The organism is Tardiphaga sp. 841_E9_N1_2, from assembly GCF_051811065.1.
Taxonomy (GTDB): domain Bacteria; phylum Pseudomonadota; class Alphaproteobacteria; order Rhizobiales; family Xanthobacteraceae; genus Tardiphaga; species Tardiphaga robiniae.
On sequence record NZ_JBPWQC010000001.1, the window covers coordinates 1,533,283 to 1,548,474 of the forward strand.

Annotated in this window: 15 protein-coding genes; 11 read left to right on the forward strand and 4 right to left on the reverse strand. The window is 62.6% G+C overall.

What is annotated here, in order from left to right:
* Window positions 1-42 precede the first annotated feature (42 nt).
* The 6 genes from accB to AB8A50_RS07300 all read left to right on the forward strand — a co-directional run bounded on the left by accB (window position 43) and on the right by AB8A50_RS07300 (window position 6,062).
* The gene (gene accB / locus AB8A50_RS07275) at window positions 43-537 is read left to right on the forward strand and encodes an acetyl-CoA carboxylase biotin carboxyl carrier protein (protein WP_089264108.1); all 495 of its coding nucleotides are present in this window, start codon (window positions 43-45) and stop codon (window positions 535-537) included.
* 30 nt (window positions 538-567) lie between these two features.
* A complete protein-coding gene (gene accC, locus AB8A50_RS07280; RefSeq protein WP_175368881.1) occupies window positions 568-1,920 on the forward strand; it encodes an acetyl-CoA carboxylase biotin carboxylase subunit in 1,353 nt (450 codons plus the stop codon).
* Window positions 1,921-2,036: 116 nt separating this feature from the next.
* Complete coding sequence (locus AB8A50_RS07285) at window positions 2,037-3,560, forward strand: sensor histidine kinase (protein ID WP_439077255.1); 1,524 nt, start codon at window positions 2,037-2,039, stop codon at window positions 3,558-3,560.
* The gene (locus AB8A50_RS07290; protein WP_089264105.1) at window positions 3,557-3,997 is read left to right on the forward strand and encodes a response regulator; all 441 of its coding nucleotides are present in this window, start codon (window positions 3,557-3,559) and stop codon (window positions 3,995-3,997) included. Before AB8A50_RS07285 ends, AB8A50_RS07290 begins: the two co-directional genes overlap by 4 nt.
* The gene (locus tag AB8A50_RS07295; protein ID WP_439077256.1) at window positions 3,994-5,088 is read left to right on the forward strand and encodes a response regulator; all 1,095 of its coding nucleotides are present in this window, start codon (window positions 3,994-3,996) and stop codon (window positions 5,086-5,088) included. The genes AB8A50_RS07290 and AB8A50_RS07295 overlap by 4 nt, the downstream gene beginning before the upstream one ends.
* Window positions 5,089-5,222: 134 nt before the next feature.
* Entirely contained in the window at window positions 5,223-6,062 is an 840-nt protein-coding gene (locus AB8A50_RS07300; protein ID WP_439077257.1) for a metallophosphoesterase family protein, read from the forward strand.
* On the opposite strand, the gene AB8A50_RS07305 is transcribed toward AB8A50_RS07300, so the two are convergent.
* Window positions 5,989-6,486, reverse strand: coding sequence for a Crp/Fnr family transcriptional regulator (locus AB8A50_RS07305; protein ID WP_439077258.1), 498 nt, complete (start codon window positions 6,484-6,486; stop codon window positions 5,989-5,991). The two genes, AB8A50_RS07300 and AB8A50_RS07305, sit on opposite strands and share 74 nt — an antisense overlap.
* 251 nt (window positions 6,487-6,737) lie before the next feature.
* On the opposite strand from AB8A50_RS07305, the gene AB8A50_RS07310 reads away from it, so the two are divergent.
* The 3 genes from AB8A50_RS07310 to upp are packed head-to-tail and all read left to right on the forward strand — an operon-like array spanning window position 6,738 to window position 9,919.
* Window positions 6,738-7,994, forward strand: a complete 1,257-nt coding sequence (locus tag AB8A50_RS07310) for a GTP cyclohydrolase II (RefSeq protein ID WP_439077259.1) — start codon at window positions 6,738-6,740, stop codon at window positions 7,992-7,994.
* A 10-nt stretch (window positions 7,995-8,004) separates the two neighbouring features.
* Window positions 8,005-9,249, forward strand: coding sequence for a URC4/urg3 family protein (locus tag AB8A50_RS07315; RefSeq protein WP_439077260.1), 1,245 nt, complete (start codon window positions 8,005-8,007; stop codon window positions 9,247-9,249).
* Window positions 9,250-9,289: 40 nt separating this feature from the next.
* Window positions 9,290-9,919, forward strand: a complete 630-nt coding sequence (gene upp, locus AB8A50_RS07320) for a uracil phosphoribosyltransferase (protein ID WP_068736713.1) — start codon at window positions 9,290-9,292, stop codon at window positions 9,917-9,919.
* 57 nt (window positions 9,920-9,976) lie between these two features.
* Here upp and AB8A50_RS07325 read toward each other — a convergent pair whose 3' ends face one another.
* Window positions 9,977-11,422, reverse strand: coding sequence for a DASS family sodium-coupled anion symporter (locus AB8A50_RS07325; RefSeq protein WP_439077261.1), 1,446 nt, complete (start codon window positions 11,420-11,422; stop codon window positions 9,977-9,979).
* Window positions 11,423-11,637: 215 nt separating this feature from the next.
* On the opposite strand from AB8A50_RS07325, the gene AB8A50_RS07330 reads away from it, so the two are divergent.
* A complete protein-coding gene (locus AB8A50_RS07330) occupies window positions 11,638-11,892 on the forward strand; it encodes a hypothetical protein (RefSeq protein ID WP_439077262.1) in 255 nt (84 codons plus the stop codon).
* On the opposite strand, the gene AB8A50_RS07335 is transcribed toward AB8A50_RS07330, so the two are convergent.
* Window positions 11,876-13,231: an NAD(P)/FAD-dependent oxidoreductase gene (locus tag AB8A50_RS07335; RefSeq protein ID WP_439077263.1), complete on the reverse strand. Its 1,356-nt coding sequence runs from the start codon at window positions 13,229-13,231 to the stop codon at window positions 11,876-11,878. The two genes, AB8A50_RS07330 and AB8A50_RS07335, sit on opposite strands and share 17 nt — an antisense overlap.
* A 287-nt stretch (window positions 13,232-13,518) precedes the next feature.
* On the opposite strand from AB8A50_RS07335, the gene aat reads away from it, so the two are divergent.
* The gene (aat, locus tag AB8A50_RS07340) at window positions 13,519-14,205 is read left to right on the forward strand and encodes a leucyl/phenylalanyl-tRNA--protein transferase (protein ID WP_439079929.1); all 687 of its coding nucleotides are present in this window, start codon (window positions 13,519-13,521) and stop codon (window positions 14,203-14,205) included.
* A gap of 15 nt (window positions 14,206-14,220) precedes the next feature.
* Here aat and AB8A50_RS07345 read toward each other — a convergent pair whose 3' ends face one another.
* Complete coding sequence (locus AB8A50_RS07345) at window positions 14,221-15,141, reverse strand: DUF2155 domain-containing protein (RefSeq protein WP_439077264.1); 921 nt, start codon at window positions 15,139-15,141, stop codon at window positions 14,221-14,223.
* Window positions 15,142-15,192 lie beyond the last annotated feature (51 nt).

A 15,192-nucleotide genomic window follows, 5' to 3' on the forward strand; every position in this document is an offset into this window, starting at 1 on the left:
TCCGCTCATTATTCGTCTTTCACTTCAGACATTGGATTGCCCATGGCCCGCAAGCCTGACGACACACAGACCGCAACGCCGAAAGCCAGCAACGATAGCGGCATGATCCGCGAACTGGCGCTGCTGCTGGATGAAACCAACCTCACCGAGATCGAGGTCGAGCGCGCCGGTCTGCGCGTGCGCGTCGCGCGTAACATCAGCGTTGCTGCCGCTGTGCCGGCTTATGCGCCCGCACCGGCTGCTGCACCCGCGCCTGTCGCCGCAGCTGCTGCCGCACCGGCCGCCGCCGACATGACCAAGCATCCTGGCGCCGTGCCCTCGCCGATGGTCGGCACCGTCTACCGTGCCCCGGAGCCCGGCAAGCCGGCCTTCATCGAAGTCGGCGCCAAGGTTGCTGCCGGACAGACGCTGGTCATCATCGAGGCGATGAAGACCATGAACCAGATCCCGGCACCGCGGGCCGGTACCGTGACGCAGATCCTGATCGAAGACGGCTCGCCGGTCGAATACGGCGAAGCACTGGTCATCATCGAGTAACACCACAACGTCCTCTGACTTCGGAACGCCATGTTCGAGAAAATCCTGATCGCCAACCGCGGCGAGATCGCATTGCGCATCCTGCGGGCCTGCAAGGAGCTCGGCATCGCGACCGTGGCCGTGCATTCAACAGCGGACGCCGACGCCATGCATGTGCGCCTCGCCGACGAGAGCGTGTGCATCGGCCCGCCGGCGTCGAAAGACAGCTACCTCAACATCCCGTCGCTGCTCGCCGCCTGTGAAATCACCGGCGCAGATGCGGTGCATCCCGGTTACGGCTTCCTGTCCGAGAATGCGCGCTTCGCCGAGATCCTCGCCGACCATAATCTGAAGTTCATTGGCCCCAAGGCCGAACACATCCGCCTGATGGGCGACAAGATCGAAGCCAAGAAGACCGCCAAGCGGCTTGGCATTCCCGTGGTGCCCGGCTCCGACGGCGGCGTCGGCCCCGAAGACGATGCCATAGCCATCGCCCGCGAGATCGGCTTCCCGGTCCTCGTCAAGGCAGCCGCCGGCGGCGGCGGCCGGGGCATGAAGGTCGCGCAGACCGAAGCCGATCTGCTGATGGCGCTGTCCACTGCCTCGAACGAGGCCAAGGCTGCGTTCGGCGACGCGTCGGTCTATCTCGAAAAGTATCTGACCAAGCCGCGCCACATCGAAATCCAGGTGCTGGGCGATGGCCGCGGCGGCGCGCTGCATCTCGGCGAGCGCGATTGCTCGCTGCAGCGCCGTCACCAGAAAGTCTGGGAAGAAGGTCCTTCGCCGATCCTGTCACCGGAAGCGCGCGCCAGGATCGGCGGCATCTGCGCCAAGGCGATGCAGGACATGCAGTATCTCGGTGTCGGCACCATCGAGTTCCTCTACGAGGACGGCGAGTTCTATTTCATTGAAATGAACACCCGCATCCAGGTCGAGCATCCCGTCACCGAGATGATTACCGACATCGATCTTGTGCTGGAGCAGATCCGCATCGCCGCCGGCGGCGACCTGCCCTGCACTCAGGAAGAGGTCAACATCATCGGCCATTCCATTGAGTGCCGCATCAATGCCGAGAACCCGGAAACCTTCCGGCCCTCGCCCGGCACGATCACCCAGTACCACGCCCCCGGCGGCCTCGGCGTCCGCATCGATTCCGCAGTCTATCAGGGTTACAAGATCCCGCCTTATTACGACTCGCTGGTGGGCAAGCTGATCGTCCACGGCAAGAACCGGCCGGAATGCCTGATGCGGCTGCGCCGGGCCTTGGACGAGATCGTCGTGGACGGCGTCGAGACGACCCTGCCGCTGTTCCGGGCCCTGGCCCGGGAAAGCGACATTATCGAGGGCGACTACCACATCCACTGGCTGGAACAGTATCTGGCCGGCAAGGCTCCCAAGACCTGAAACATTTGGGATCAGTCTGGAACCAATCGCCTCGATCCGCGTTTTTTGTGCTGCCGGGAGACGTCCGGCGGCGGGGGCCATATTGAAGTCCATTCTGCAATCCAAGCGAGTACTACGTGACCGCTGACGCCGCCCGCAGGCGAGCGCTATGGCAAATCCTGGTGCTCTTGGCGGGATTGCTGGTGCTTGCCGCCATCAGCGCGGCCTCCGTTATCCTGGTGAATCAGGCACGTGACGATTCCAGGTGGGTGGTCCACACCGTCGAAGTCCAGAACCAGATATCGAACCTGCTGCTGGAAATCCGCCGGACCGAAAGCGCGACCCGCGCCTATCTGCTGTCCAGCGGTCCACAATTCCTTTCCGAATACGAAACCTCGGCGGCCGCGATCCTGCCGGCCGTCGACAGACTGGTGGCCCTCGCCAACGACAATCCGGCCCAGGTCGCCAACACGGTCAAACTGCGTGCAGCCGTCGAGCAGCGACTGGCGGAATTCGCCAGGGGGATCGACCGCATCAAGAACAACGACATCCAGTCGAGCATCGACATCCTTCGTCGCGGCGGTGCCAATCAGGCCGTTCAAGACATCGCCGATATCACCCGCGCGATGCGCGCCGAAGAAGGCCGCCTGTTCGTCGAACGCACCCGGACGGCCGACCAGAGCCAGCAATGGGCCTCGTGGGTCACCGTGGCCGGCTCCGGCCTGGTGGTGCTCTTGGCGGCGCTGTCGATCTTCCTCGTGCGCCGCTCGTCAAACGCCCGCGATGAGGCGGAGGCCAGGTTGCGCGACAGCAACGTCGACCTCGAAGCCGCCGTTGAGGAGCGCACCGCCGACTTGCGCGAGGCCAACGACGAGCTGCAGCGCTTCTCCTATATCGTCAGCCACGACCTGCGCTCGCCGCTGGTCAACATCATGGGCTTCACCAGCGAGCTCGAGGAGCTGCGCGGCGATATCTTCAGGCGCATCGCAACGCTCGCCAATGCAGACCCCGTCGTGCCCGATGTGAACGGCGAATTGCCGGAGCCAGCGCTGCCCGAACAGGACAAGCAACTCTCCGCCGATTTCACCGAGGCGCTCGGCTTCATCAAATCGTCGATCGGGAAGATGGACCGCTTGATCAGCGCTATTCTCAATCTGACCCGCGAGGGCCGGCGGGAGTTCAAGCCGGTGAAGATCGACACCCGCGAACTCATCGAAGGCATTGCTTCCACGGTGGCGCATCAGGCAGCCGAGACCGAAACCCAGATCCGCATCGAGCCGTTGCCTGACATCGAGAGCGATCGTCTCGCAATGGAACAGATCTTCGGCAACCTGATCGACAATGCGTTGAAATATCTGAAGCCCGGCGTCCCTGGCGACATTCTCGTCAAGGGCCGCACCAAGATGGGCTTTGCGATCTTCGAGATCATCGACAACGGCCGCGGCATCGATCCCCGGGATCATCAGCGCATCTTTGATCTTTTCCGCCGTGCGGGTACACAGGACAAGCCCGGCCAGGGCATCGGATTGGCCCATGTGCGCGCTTTGGTGCGACGAATGGGCGGCACCATGTCGGTGTCATCGGAACTCGGCAACGGCAGCAACTTCACCGTCACGCTGCCGGCCAGATGGACGGGGCATAACCGGGATAAACAAACATGAGTAAGCCAGTTACCATCATTATGATCGAAGACGACGAGGGTCACGCCCGTCTGATCGAACGCAATATCAGGCGCTCGGGTGTCAATAATGAGATCATCCCGTTCACCAACGGTACAGACGCCGTCAACTATCTGTTCGGCAAAGATAGCACTGGCCTCGATCACAAGGGCGAAGCCCTGCTGATTCTGCTCGACCTCAACCTGCCCGACATGACCGGGATCGATATCCTGAAGCGTGTCAAAGAGAACGAATTTCTCAAATGCGCGCCCGTCGTGGTCCTCACCACTACCGACGACGCGCAGGAAATCAAACGCTGCTACGAATTGGGCTGTAACGTCTACATCACCAAGCCCGTGAACTACGAGAGCTTCGCCAACGCGATCCGCCAACTCGGTCTGTTTTTCTCCGTCATTCAGGTTCCACAAGCGTCCACATGACATCTGCCACGACGCCTACGCTGCTGTATATCGATGACGACGCAGGTCTTGCGCGGCTGGTGTCGCGCGGCCTGACGCGGCAGGGCTTTGGCGTTGAGCATTGCGACAATGGCGAAGCCGGGATCGAACGGATCAAGCAGGGTGGCATCGACGTCATCGCGCTCGATCAGTACATGCCGGGCCTCGACGGGCTGGAAACGCTTGAGCAAATCCAGAAACTGCCCTCGCCTCCTCCGGTGGTGTTCGTCACGGCGTCGCAGGACAGCAAGATTGCCGTGACCGCCCTTAAGGCGGGTGCCGCCGACTATCTGGTGAAGGACACCCAGGGCGACTTCCTGCCGCTGCTGCATGTCGCCTGCACGACCGCCATCAAACAGGCCCTGATATCAAAGGCCCGCGACGACGCCGAAGCGGAAGTTCATGCATCGCGTGATCGTTACGCTGCCCTCGCGGCCGAGCGCGAGGTATTGCTGCGCGAGGTCAATCACCGCGTTGGCAACTCATTGCAGATCATCGCTTCGCTGCTCCATCTGCAGGCCAATTCAACCAGCGAAGATCACGTCAAGGTGGCGCTGACCAATGCCATGGGCCGTGTCGCTGCCGTGGCGCAGGTCCATCGCCGGCTGTACACCTCGCACGACCTCAACAGCGTGCTGCTCAATCAGTATCTGGAAGCCCTGCTGGAAGATCTCCGCCGCTCGGCCGAAGGCAACCGGATGTCGCGCCTGACGCTGAAGGCCGAATCTGTCGAGATCGATCCGGATCGCGCCGTGGCGATCGGCATCATCGTCAACGAACTGGTGATGAACGCCGTCAAATACGCCTATCCCGACGGCGCCGGCCCGATCCATGTCGTGCTCACCGCGCAGGGCGACCAGCTCGAACTGTCGATCACTGACGATGGCGTCGGCCTCAACGTGAAAGTCGACCCGCGCTCCACCGGCATGGGCCAGCGCATCGTCAATGCCATGGCCAGCAAGCTCGAAGCGTCCGTCGAACGCGATCCCGACCATACCGGCACCCGTATCGTGCTGCGGTTCTGCGCCGTCACCAAGCCCGCGGCAAAACCATCCGTGAGCGCTGCGGGCTAGGCCTGCCTGCACAACGATCACCTCGACTGCACAAATATGCCGCGCCTCGCTGCCTTGCGCGGTGTTCCCGCGTGCCTAGACTGCGCCTTTCAGTCTGCTGATATTTCCTCCATTTTCCAGACCTCGGATTTCATATGCGCTGCCTTGTCGTGGCCGACCTGCATTATTCTCTGCCCCAGTTCGACTGGTTGCTGAGCGTCGCGCCGCAATTCGACCTCGTGATCTTTGCTGGCGACGCTCTTGATATCGCCTCGGTCGTCGACTTCCGCGCTCAAATCCTGGTGGTGAAAAAGTATCTCGGCCTGCTTGCCCAACGCACCAAGGTGATCCTGTGCTCTGGCAATCACGATCTCGACGAACGCAACGATGAAGGCGAGAAGATCGCGCGATGGGTTGGCGATGTCAGACAACTCGGCATTGCTTGTGACGGTGACAGTCTCACCATCGGTGATACGCTCTTCACGGTTTGCCCATGGTGGGACGGTCCGCTGGTGCAGCAGCGTATCGTGCAACAACTCAGCGAAGCATCCGCACAGAGCGCAAAACGCTGGATCTGGGTCCATCACGCACCGCCGACCAACTCGCCGACGAGCTGGGGCGGCAAGCGTTACTTCGGCGATGTCGAACTGGTGCAATGGATCGAGGCGCATCGGCCCGCGATGGTGATCTCCGGCCACGTGCATGAGTCTCCATTTGTCAAAGACGGCTCATGGTACGACCGGATTGGTGAGACCTGGGTGTTCAATGCAGGCCGACAGTTCGGACGGCCGCCAACTTACATCGTGCTCGACCTCGATGACGGCACAGCATTCTGGCTATCGGCGGAAGGCGCTGACCATATCGATCTGAACGCTCCGCTGCAGCGTCCGGCGTTACCGATCAAGGTCGCGCCCGCATGGCTCACATCCGTGGATCGTTTTGTCGATCCGAGCCCCGATCCGGACCTGGTGACACCTTCGTCGGCGACAGGTTGACCATGTTGTCCAGGAGCTCGCCGACCATCGACAGATGCGTACCATGGCCGGCATATTGCTGCTTGATATCGGCAAGATAGCTCGTCGCCACATTGAGCCGCTGCGCCAGCAGCCGCGCGATCATCAGCGCGACGGTCGGGTGATCCCGCAAGAAATCCGTCGCATTCTCGAATTCATAGACTTGCGTCTCCATCGCGGCACGCACGGTCGCGGTATGCGGCTGTTCGAGGAGCACCGACATTTCACCGACCACAGCACCGGGTTCGGTCAAACTCGCAACCACCGTGTCGCCCTTGACGACATCGAGCTGCCCTTCGATCAGCACGAACAAATGCCCGCTGGTCTGTCCTTCCCGGATGATCGTATCGCCCGCTGCAACGCGGTGCTTCACGCCATCGCTACAATGATCCAGAACGGCGCGCATATCAGGCACTCCAACATGGTTGATAAAGCGTATGCTCGCCGTGACGATCGCGTGACACAAGGCCCGAACACGCTGAAATTGTCGGCAACCGGCGCATATGGGGTGCGGCGGAGCTTGTGGGACATCCCGTGCCGGCTACCGCGTCTTTCGCCCTGTTGCATTTGTTCGGGAGATAGTTATAGTTAGTTGCTTCCTTAGCAATAAGGCCCGTCCTTCCAGACGGGCCGTTGCCATTTTAGGGGGCCTTTGCGATGAGCCGTTCCAACCGGATCGATCATATTCGCCTGACGTCGCATCCTGCGCCGGGCGCCAAGCATCACTTCCCGATCCAGTGGGGCGCAGCCTCCGCACGCGAACGCGGGCCGGTCATCGGCACCGTCTCCCGCCCGCAGGACCGCAACGTCATCGGCACCCATGGCGGCTCCTATTCAGTCTATCGCGCTCTCGCGGTTTCATCGGGCGCGCTTGATCCGCTGAAGCGTCCCGATCTCACAAACACCCATCCCGCTGCTGTCGTCGGGCCTTTCGGACAATGGACCGATCCCGAGAAGATCGTATCGCTCGATCCCTGGGGTCATCTCGTTGCCGAAAACTTTGCGCCCGAGATCGCCGAAGGCATCGATATCCGCCCGAGCATTGCGATCACCAAGGCGCGGCTCGATCTGCCCGAGCTGCAGGCCGCGATCGCTGGCGGTCGCCTCAAACACGACGGCGACGTCGTGCATGCCAATGGCAGCGTCTCCGTCGTTAAGATTGCCATCGATCCCGTGTGGTATCTGCCCGGTCTCGCCAAACGCTTTGATACCAGCGAGAACAATCTGCGCCGCCAGCTGTTCGAACAGACCGCGGGCATGTTTCCCGAACTCGTGACGCGGCCTGACCTGCAGGTGTTCCTGCCGCCCATCGGCGGGACTACCGCCTATCTGTTCGGCGACGTCAGCAAGCTACCGGATCACACGACCAAGATCACCTGCCGCGTTCACGACGAGTGCAACGGCTCCGACGTGTTCGGCTCCGATATCTGCACCTGCCGCCCCTATCTGATTCACGGTATCGAGGAATGCGCGCGCGCCGGTCAGTCCGGCGGTCTCGGCATCATCATCTACAACCGCAAGGAAGGCCGTGCGCTCGGCGAGGTCACCAAGTTTTTGGTCTACAATGCGCGTAAGCGCCAGGAGGGCGGCGACGCCGCTGCGCAGTATTTCGAACGCACCGAATGCGTTGCCGGCGTGCAGGATGCGCGCTTCCAGCAGTTGATGCCGGATGTCGTGCACTGGCTCGGCCTCAAGCGCATCGATCACTTCATTTCCATGAGCGACATGAAGCATGATGCGTTGACCAGTCAGGGCGTCGAGATCGTCGAGCGCGTGCCGATCCCCGACGACATGATCCCGGCCGACGCGCATGTGGAGATCGCCGCCAAGAAGGCGGCCGGCTACTTCACGCCGGACCCGGTGACACCGCAGGATCTGATCGACTCCGTCGGTCGCGGGCTTGAGAAGTATTGAGATATCAGCAGTGAATCCCCAGACCCCGGAAGCCTCTGCCGCCCTCTCGTTGCTGTCAGCTCACGCCGTGCGCACCCGTTCGCAACGCATGCTGACCCTCGGCCTCGACGACAAACTGCCGAACTTCCGTATCGATCTCACGCGCATGGACGACGTGATCAACCTGGTGCTGGACACGACGCGCGCCTCCTATCCGTCGCTCGATGTCCCGTTCCATTCGCGCTGGCGTCACTTCGTCAATGCCGGCGACAATCGCTGGGCCGATGTCGCGGATGGCATTTCATGGCCTGATCGCGCGGCACGCGGACGCGCGGAATTCGATCTCGCCATCACCAGCGTGTTCCTCGATGCCGGGGCCGGTCCAACCTGGCGCTATACCGATCCCCAAACCGGCGCGGCCATCGGCCGCTCCGAAGGTCTCGGTCTCGCGAGCCTTGCGATGTTTGCCGGCGGCACGTTCTCTGCCGATCCCGCGCAGCCGCTGCGCGCTGATGCCAGCAAGCTCGCAGAGCTCGACGTCAGCGATCTCAAGCGCGGCATGCAGGTCTCCGACACCAATCCAATGGTCGGCATCGACGGCCGCGCCGATCTGCTGCGCCGGCTTGGCGAACACGTGGCGTCGAAGCCCGATGTGTTCGGCACCAGGGATAGGCCGCGGCCCGGCGGATTGTTCGACCGTCTGGCGTCGCTGGCTGACAATGGCCGCCTGCCCGCTCCCACCATCCTCTCGGAACTGCTGCTGCAACTTGGCCCGATCTGGCCGTCGCGGCTGACGCTGGATGGCATCGCGCTCGGTGATTGCTGGAAGCATCCGGCGATGACGACCTCGGATGCGACGAGCGGCCTTGTGCCCCTGCACAAGCTGTCGCAATGGCTGGCTTATTCGCTGATCGAACCGCTGCAGACCGCAGGCATCGATGTGACCGATATCGACGGCCTCACCGGACTGGCCGAATATCGCAATGGTGGTCTTTTTGTCGATGGTGGTGTCCTGAAATTTCGCGATCCTGCTGACGCCGCGCGTGAGCACGACGTATCCTCGCCCCTGGTGGTGGAATGGCGGGCGCTGACCGTGGCGCTACTTGACCGTGTCGCCGGCGGCCTGCGACAAAGACTGAAGCTCGACGCGACATCGCTGCCGCTGGCCAAGGTGCTCGAAGGAGGCACATGGGCCGCCGGTCGCATCCTGGCGCGCGAGCGCCGTGAGGATCATTCGCCGCCGGTGAAGGTCATCAGCGACGGCACGGTGTTCTAGCTCAAAGACGATTTTTACACTCTCGCAACGGATGAGGTTCATGGACGGCGTCACGATCGTTAATCACCCGCTGGTGCAGCACAAGCTGACGCTGATCCGCGACAAGAACCGCTCCACCAAGGGCTTTCGCGAACTGCTCAACGAAATCGGCATGCTGCTATGCTACGAGGTGACGCGCGACCTGCCGCTCACCGATGTCGAGATCGAAACGCCGATCATGAAGATGACCGGCAAGGAAATCGCCGGCAAGAAACTGGTATTTGCGCCCATCCTCCGCGCCGGCCTCTCCTTCGTCGAAGGCATGATCGGCCTCGTCCCGTCAGCGCGTATCGCGCATATCGGCCTGTACCGCGACCCCGAAACTTTTGTGGCCGTGGAATACTTCTTCAAGGCGCCGACCAATCTCGACGAGCGTCTGGTGATCGTGATCGATCCGATGCTGGCCACGGCGAACACGGCCGTCGCCGCCATCGATCGCATCAAGGAACGCGGCGCCAAGGATATCCGCTTCGTCTGCTTGCTGGCAGCGCCGGAAGGTATTGAGCGCCTGCGTGGTTATCACCCCGATGTGCCGATCTGGACAGCCGCGATCGACGACCGGCTGAACGATCACGCCTATATCGAGCCGGGTCTCGGTGACGCTGGTGACCGTGCTTACGGCACCAGGTAGCGAGATGCACCGACACGCGGGCGCCTCCGACCACGCGACACTTCCTTGGACTGTGGCTCAGTTGATCATCAGCAGCCAGGGCATTACGACCAGCAGCAAGCCGGCGAAATAGATCAACCCGAAGATCAGGCCGAACTTCCAGAAGTCGGCCTTGCCGATATAACCGCTGCCAAAATACATCGGCGCCGGTCCGGTGGCATAGGGCGAGATCACGCCCATCAGGCCAAGCGAATAGATACAGAGCAGTGTCAGAGTCGACATCGGGATTCCGGGAATGCTCGACCCCACCGCCAGCACGACAGGCAGCATCGCCGCCGCGTGCGCCGTGATGCTCGAGAAAAAATAGTGAATCCAGAAGAAGATCGAGACCAGCAGGATCATCGCGATGGTCGGGCTGAATGTGGCGAGTGGAGCCGCCAGGCCGGCGGCAGCCCATTTGATGAAGCCGATGTCGTTGAGGCCGGATGACAACGTCAGCAGCGATGTGAAGTAGAAAAACACCTCCCACGCCGCTTTCTCGGCGATGATGTCGGAAAACGTGATGACGCCGGTGACGAGCATCAGCGAGATCACAACGAACACCACCATGGTCGCATTGATGAAGTTCGAACCGACGCCCGGCAGCGAGATGTCAGGATTGGATCCGGTGATCCACAGGAACATCGCAAGCACGACCAGTCCGGCCATGATCCATTCACTGCGCGACAACGCCCCCATCGACGCGAGTTCGCTCGCGCTCCACGCCACGATCTCCGGGCTTTCTTTCACCTCCGGTCGGCAAATTGCGTAGCTCAGCAGTGGCAGAAGCAAAATCAGCGGGACGCCGAGCGGCGCGAAGCCGATGAACCACTGTGACCAGCCGACGTCCACGCTCACGATCTTCTTGGCGATGCTCAGAGCAGCCGCATTGGGCGCAAGCGCGGTGAGGAACATCGAGCTCGTTACAGCGGTCGCCGCGAAGGCGGTCCACATCACATAGGTTCCGATCCTGCCGGCTGTCGGACCCGGCTCCGATCCGTAGATCTTCGGGATGTTGCTGACAATCGGATAGACCGTGCCGCCACTGCGCGCGGTGTTCGATGGCGTCGCTGGCGCGAGAACGAGATCGGACAGCGCAACGGCGTAACCCAGTCCCACCGTGTTGCGCCCGAGGCTGCGAACCAGCAGCAAGGCCAGACGCCTGCCAAGACCGCTCTTGCGATAGCCGATCGAGAATACGAAGGCGCCGACAATCAGCCACACCGTGCTTTCGGAGAATCCGCTCAGCATCCAGCGCAGCGACTTGTTGGGATCGTGTTCGACATATCCCATCACGCCCGCAAAGGTCAGACCGATCAGACCGACCGCGCCTACGGGCATGGATTCCAGGATCAGGCCGGTAATCACCGCAGCGAAAACGGCAAAATAATGCCACTGATTGGCGACAAGCCCTGCCGGAATCGGGATGACGTACAGCACCAGCCAGACAGCGAGAGGTGCAATCTTCTTCCAGCTCAGCGACACAGCTTCTCCCCCGGCGAACCGAGCCGCCGTACCTGCGACAATACGTCCGGCAACGTAACACCAGTTGTTGCCCGGCGAGCAACCGCCAACGCGATCTGCGCCGCATGTATCACCATCTTAGAGCGCGCCTCTCTTTCCTTTCGCATCCGCAGCAAAGGTCGCGCTGTCATGCAGCCGGTTACGCGCGGCGTTGCGCTGGCAGCCCCGAACCCGACATGGAGCGGCAGGAAATGCTCGTCTATCGGATCGTTTTCTTCACCGCATGGGGAGCAAGCCGACGACTGATTATGAGTGAAGCTGCCACTGCCGATCACCAGCACATTGCGTGCGCGTACCTCGGCCTGTGGGCGCACAGTCAGGCAACGCTCTCAGGCTGGATCAGCCGCCGCCCACGCTTGGCGGCATCCATGGCGTCTATTTTTGCCAAACCGCCCTGGCAACCGCCCCAAGATTTCAGCGCGCCGAACTGACGCGCTTTTCCTCGCCGCTATGCGACGGCACGGATTTGACGTCGACGACGGCACGCCCCTGCGTGATCAGCCGCGCGCCGCGCTGATCCAGTGTGTGGATCCAGAGCCAGTTGATCGCAACGGCAAGACGATTGCGTAGCCCGATCAGAAAATAGATATGGGCGATGCCCCAGATCCACCACGCTAGCGCGCCGCGCAGCCTGACGCGGCCGAAGTCGATCACGGCGAGCTTCTTGCCGATCTGTGCGAGACTGCCATCGTGCGAATAGCGAAACGGCACGGGCGCCTCACCGCGCAGACGCTGCTTGATTGCTGACGCGACGTAGCGCCCTTCCTGCTTTGCGGCCGGCGCGATGCCGGGCACCGGCTTGCCGTCAGGGGCGGCAATGGTCACGGTATCACCGACAGCGAATATCTCGGGATGACCCGGCACTGTAAGATCCGGGTTGACCTGCAGACGTCCGGCGCGATCAGCGGCAACGCCCAACCATTCGGCAGCCGGCGACGCGCGCACGCCTGCCGCCCAGATGATCGTCCTGGCGCCGAGTGCCTTGTCGCCATAGACAACGCCATCGATGTTGCAATCGGACACGGCATGTCCGAGCGCGACTTCAACGCCGAGCTTCTCTAACGAGCGTTGCGCATAGGCCGACAGGTCCTCCGGAAATCCAGCGAGCACGCGTGTCCCCGCCTCGATCAGCACCACGCGCGTCTCGCGCGTATCGATATTGCGAAAATCTTCCGGCAGCGTCACCCGCGCGAGCTCCGCGATGGTGCCGGCGAGTTCGACACCCGTCGGTCCGGCGCCGATGATCACGAAGGTCAGCAATGCCGCGCGCTTGACGGGATCGCTCTCGCGTTCGGCACGCTCGAAGGCCGTGAGAATACAGCGGCGCAGCGTGGTCGCATCTTCCAGCGTCTTGAGGCCCGGCGCGAACGGCTCCCATTCATCATGGCCGAAATAGGCGTGGCCGGCACCCGTGGCGAGCACCAGTGTGTCATAGGGCAGCGTCTGCCCGTCATCGAGCAGCACCCGGCGCGCCGCCGCATCCACGCCGGTCACGGTGCCGAGCAGTGTCGTGACATCCTTGCGTCCACGCAGCAGATAGCGGATCGGCCAGGCGATCTCCGATGTCGCCAGCGATGCGGTCGCGACCTGATACAGCAGCGGCTGAAACAGATGATGATTGCGGCGATCGACAATGGTGATGCTGATATCGGCACCGGTCAGCCGATATACGGTCTCCAGCCCGCCGAAGCCGGCGCCGACAACGACCACCCGATGAGGCGTTGTCGATTTGATCGATGCCTTGCCGTCGATTGTCACGATATTCGTCATGGTGAACAGGCTCCCTGCCTGCATCCAGATAGCTATGCCCGTCGTCCGAACAATCAAGCAACAATCGGGCGCGGCAGGCCGGTTGTTGAGCGGTTCCAGATTGATCAGCCCGCGTTGGCGTCAGTGTGTCCTGCGCGACCAGCACCGATCCAATAAGTAAGCCAAATGCCGGGCATAAGCATTGCTTGGTTCGTGATTCCGATCCTCCGAGGCACCTTCAATCCGCTCAGCGCCTGTTGAGCACCGAGACCGTCGCCCGCGCCGCCTCGGCCTGCTATGCTGGCCGCATGAGCTCACGCGACTCCGCCTCTTCCGAGGTCACGCCCGAACTGCTGTTGCGCGCCTATGCCTGCGGCATCTTCCCGATGTCGGAAAGCGCCGACGATCCCGGCCTGTTCTGGGTCGAGCCCGAGATGCGCGGCGTCATTCCGCTGGATGGTTTTCGCATCAGCTCGCGCCTCGCTCGCACCGTGCGCTCCGACGTTTTCACAGTGACCGTCAACACCGCCTTCAAGCGCGTGATGGCCGAATGTGCCGCGCCAAAGCCGGGCCGCGAGGACACCTGGATCAACACGCGTATCCGCGATCTCTATGGCGAGCTCCACGAGATGGGCCACGCGCACAGCGTCGAAGTCTGGCAGGACGACACACTGGCCGGCGGGCTCTATGGCGTCTCGCTCGGCCGCGCGTTCTTCGGCGAGAGCATGTTTCATCATGCGCGCGACGCCTCGAAGGTGGCACTGGTGCATCTGGTCGCCCGGCTGATCGCCGGCGATTTCAAGCTGCTCGACACCCAATATGTCACCGATCACCTGCTGAGCTTCGGCGCACAGGAAGTGCCGCGGGCCCGCTATCGCAAGCTGCTCGACGCGTCGCTCGACGGCATTGCGGAATTCGACAGACTGCCGATGGATTTCCCGCTCAAGGGCGCGACGGTGCTGGACATCATCGCGGGACGGAATAGCGCCTCTTAAGACGCGCCGTAACGCTTACTGCCGGAACGCCGGGAAGCCCGGTGGCGGCTGTAGGGGCTGCTGCTGGGCGCGCGGCTGCTGCTTCGGCGGCGCACGCTTCTGGGCCGGCGGCGGCGCACGCGGGGCGTCGGGCTGTGTCGTCGCAACCGTCGCTTCCGGCTGCTTACAATCGGTCAGCCAGATATCGTAGATCGGATGTTCGACGCCGTGCAGGCCCGGACTGGCCGCAAACATCCAGCCGGAGAAGATCCGCTTCACCTCGCCCTGCAGCGTGATTTCGTCGACCTCGACGAAAGCGTCGGTATTCGCCGCCTCGGTCGCCGGACGCGTGTAGCAGGCATCGGTCTTCACGCGGAGCGCGCCGAACTGCACAGTCTCGCCAATGTCAGCGTCGAAATTGATGATGCGGCCGGTGATCTTGTCGAGGCCCGAGAAGCTCGCCTTCTTGTTGACGATCTTCTGCGCCGGCGGCTCGGTAACGACCTCATCGCCGGGTTGCAGCGTGGCTGGCGCCGGCGGCGCCACCTTCGGCGGCTGACGGCCACCGGGAGTGGCGGCAGGCGGCGCGTTGGCGACGCCGGGCTGTTGCTGCCCTGGCGCAGCCGGCTGCTGGGCCTGTCCCTGCCCCGGCGGGTTCTGCGGAACGATAGTGGTGTTGCTGCCGGGCGGCGGCGCCAGCGGCTGCGACTGCACGGCGCCGGGCGGCGGTGCGCCCATGCCCGGACGGGTCGGCAACAGACGGCCCTGCGGCAGTTCCGGCACCTCTTCCTCGTCGTCCATGGGCGGCGGGGGTTGCTGGCCACGCGGCACGGCCCCCGGCGGCCGTGGCGGCGTGTCGCCGAACAGCGGACCAAACTGCGCTTGCACAGGTGCAGGCGACAGTGAGGTGGCGGCCAGAAGGGCCGCAAATCCGGCAATGGTCAGGGTTCGCAACATGCGGCGCGGCTCAATCGAGAATCAGGCTCGCGACATTGTAGGAGAATGGCC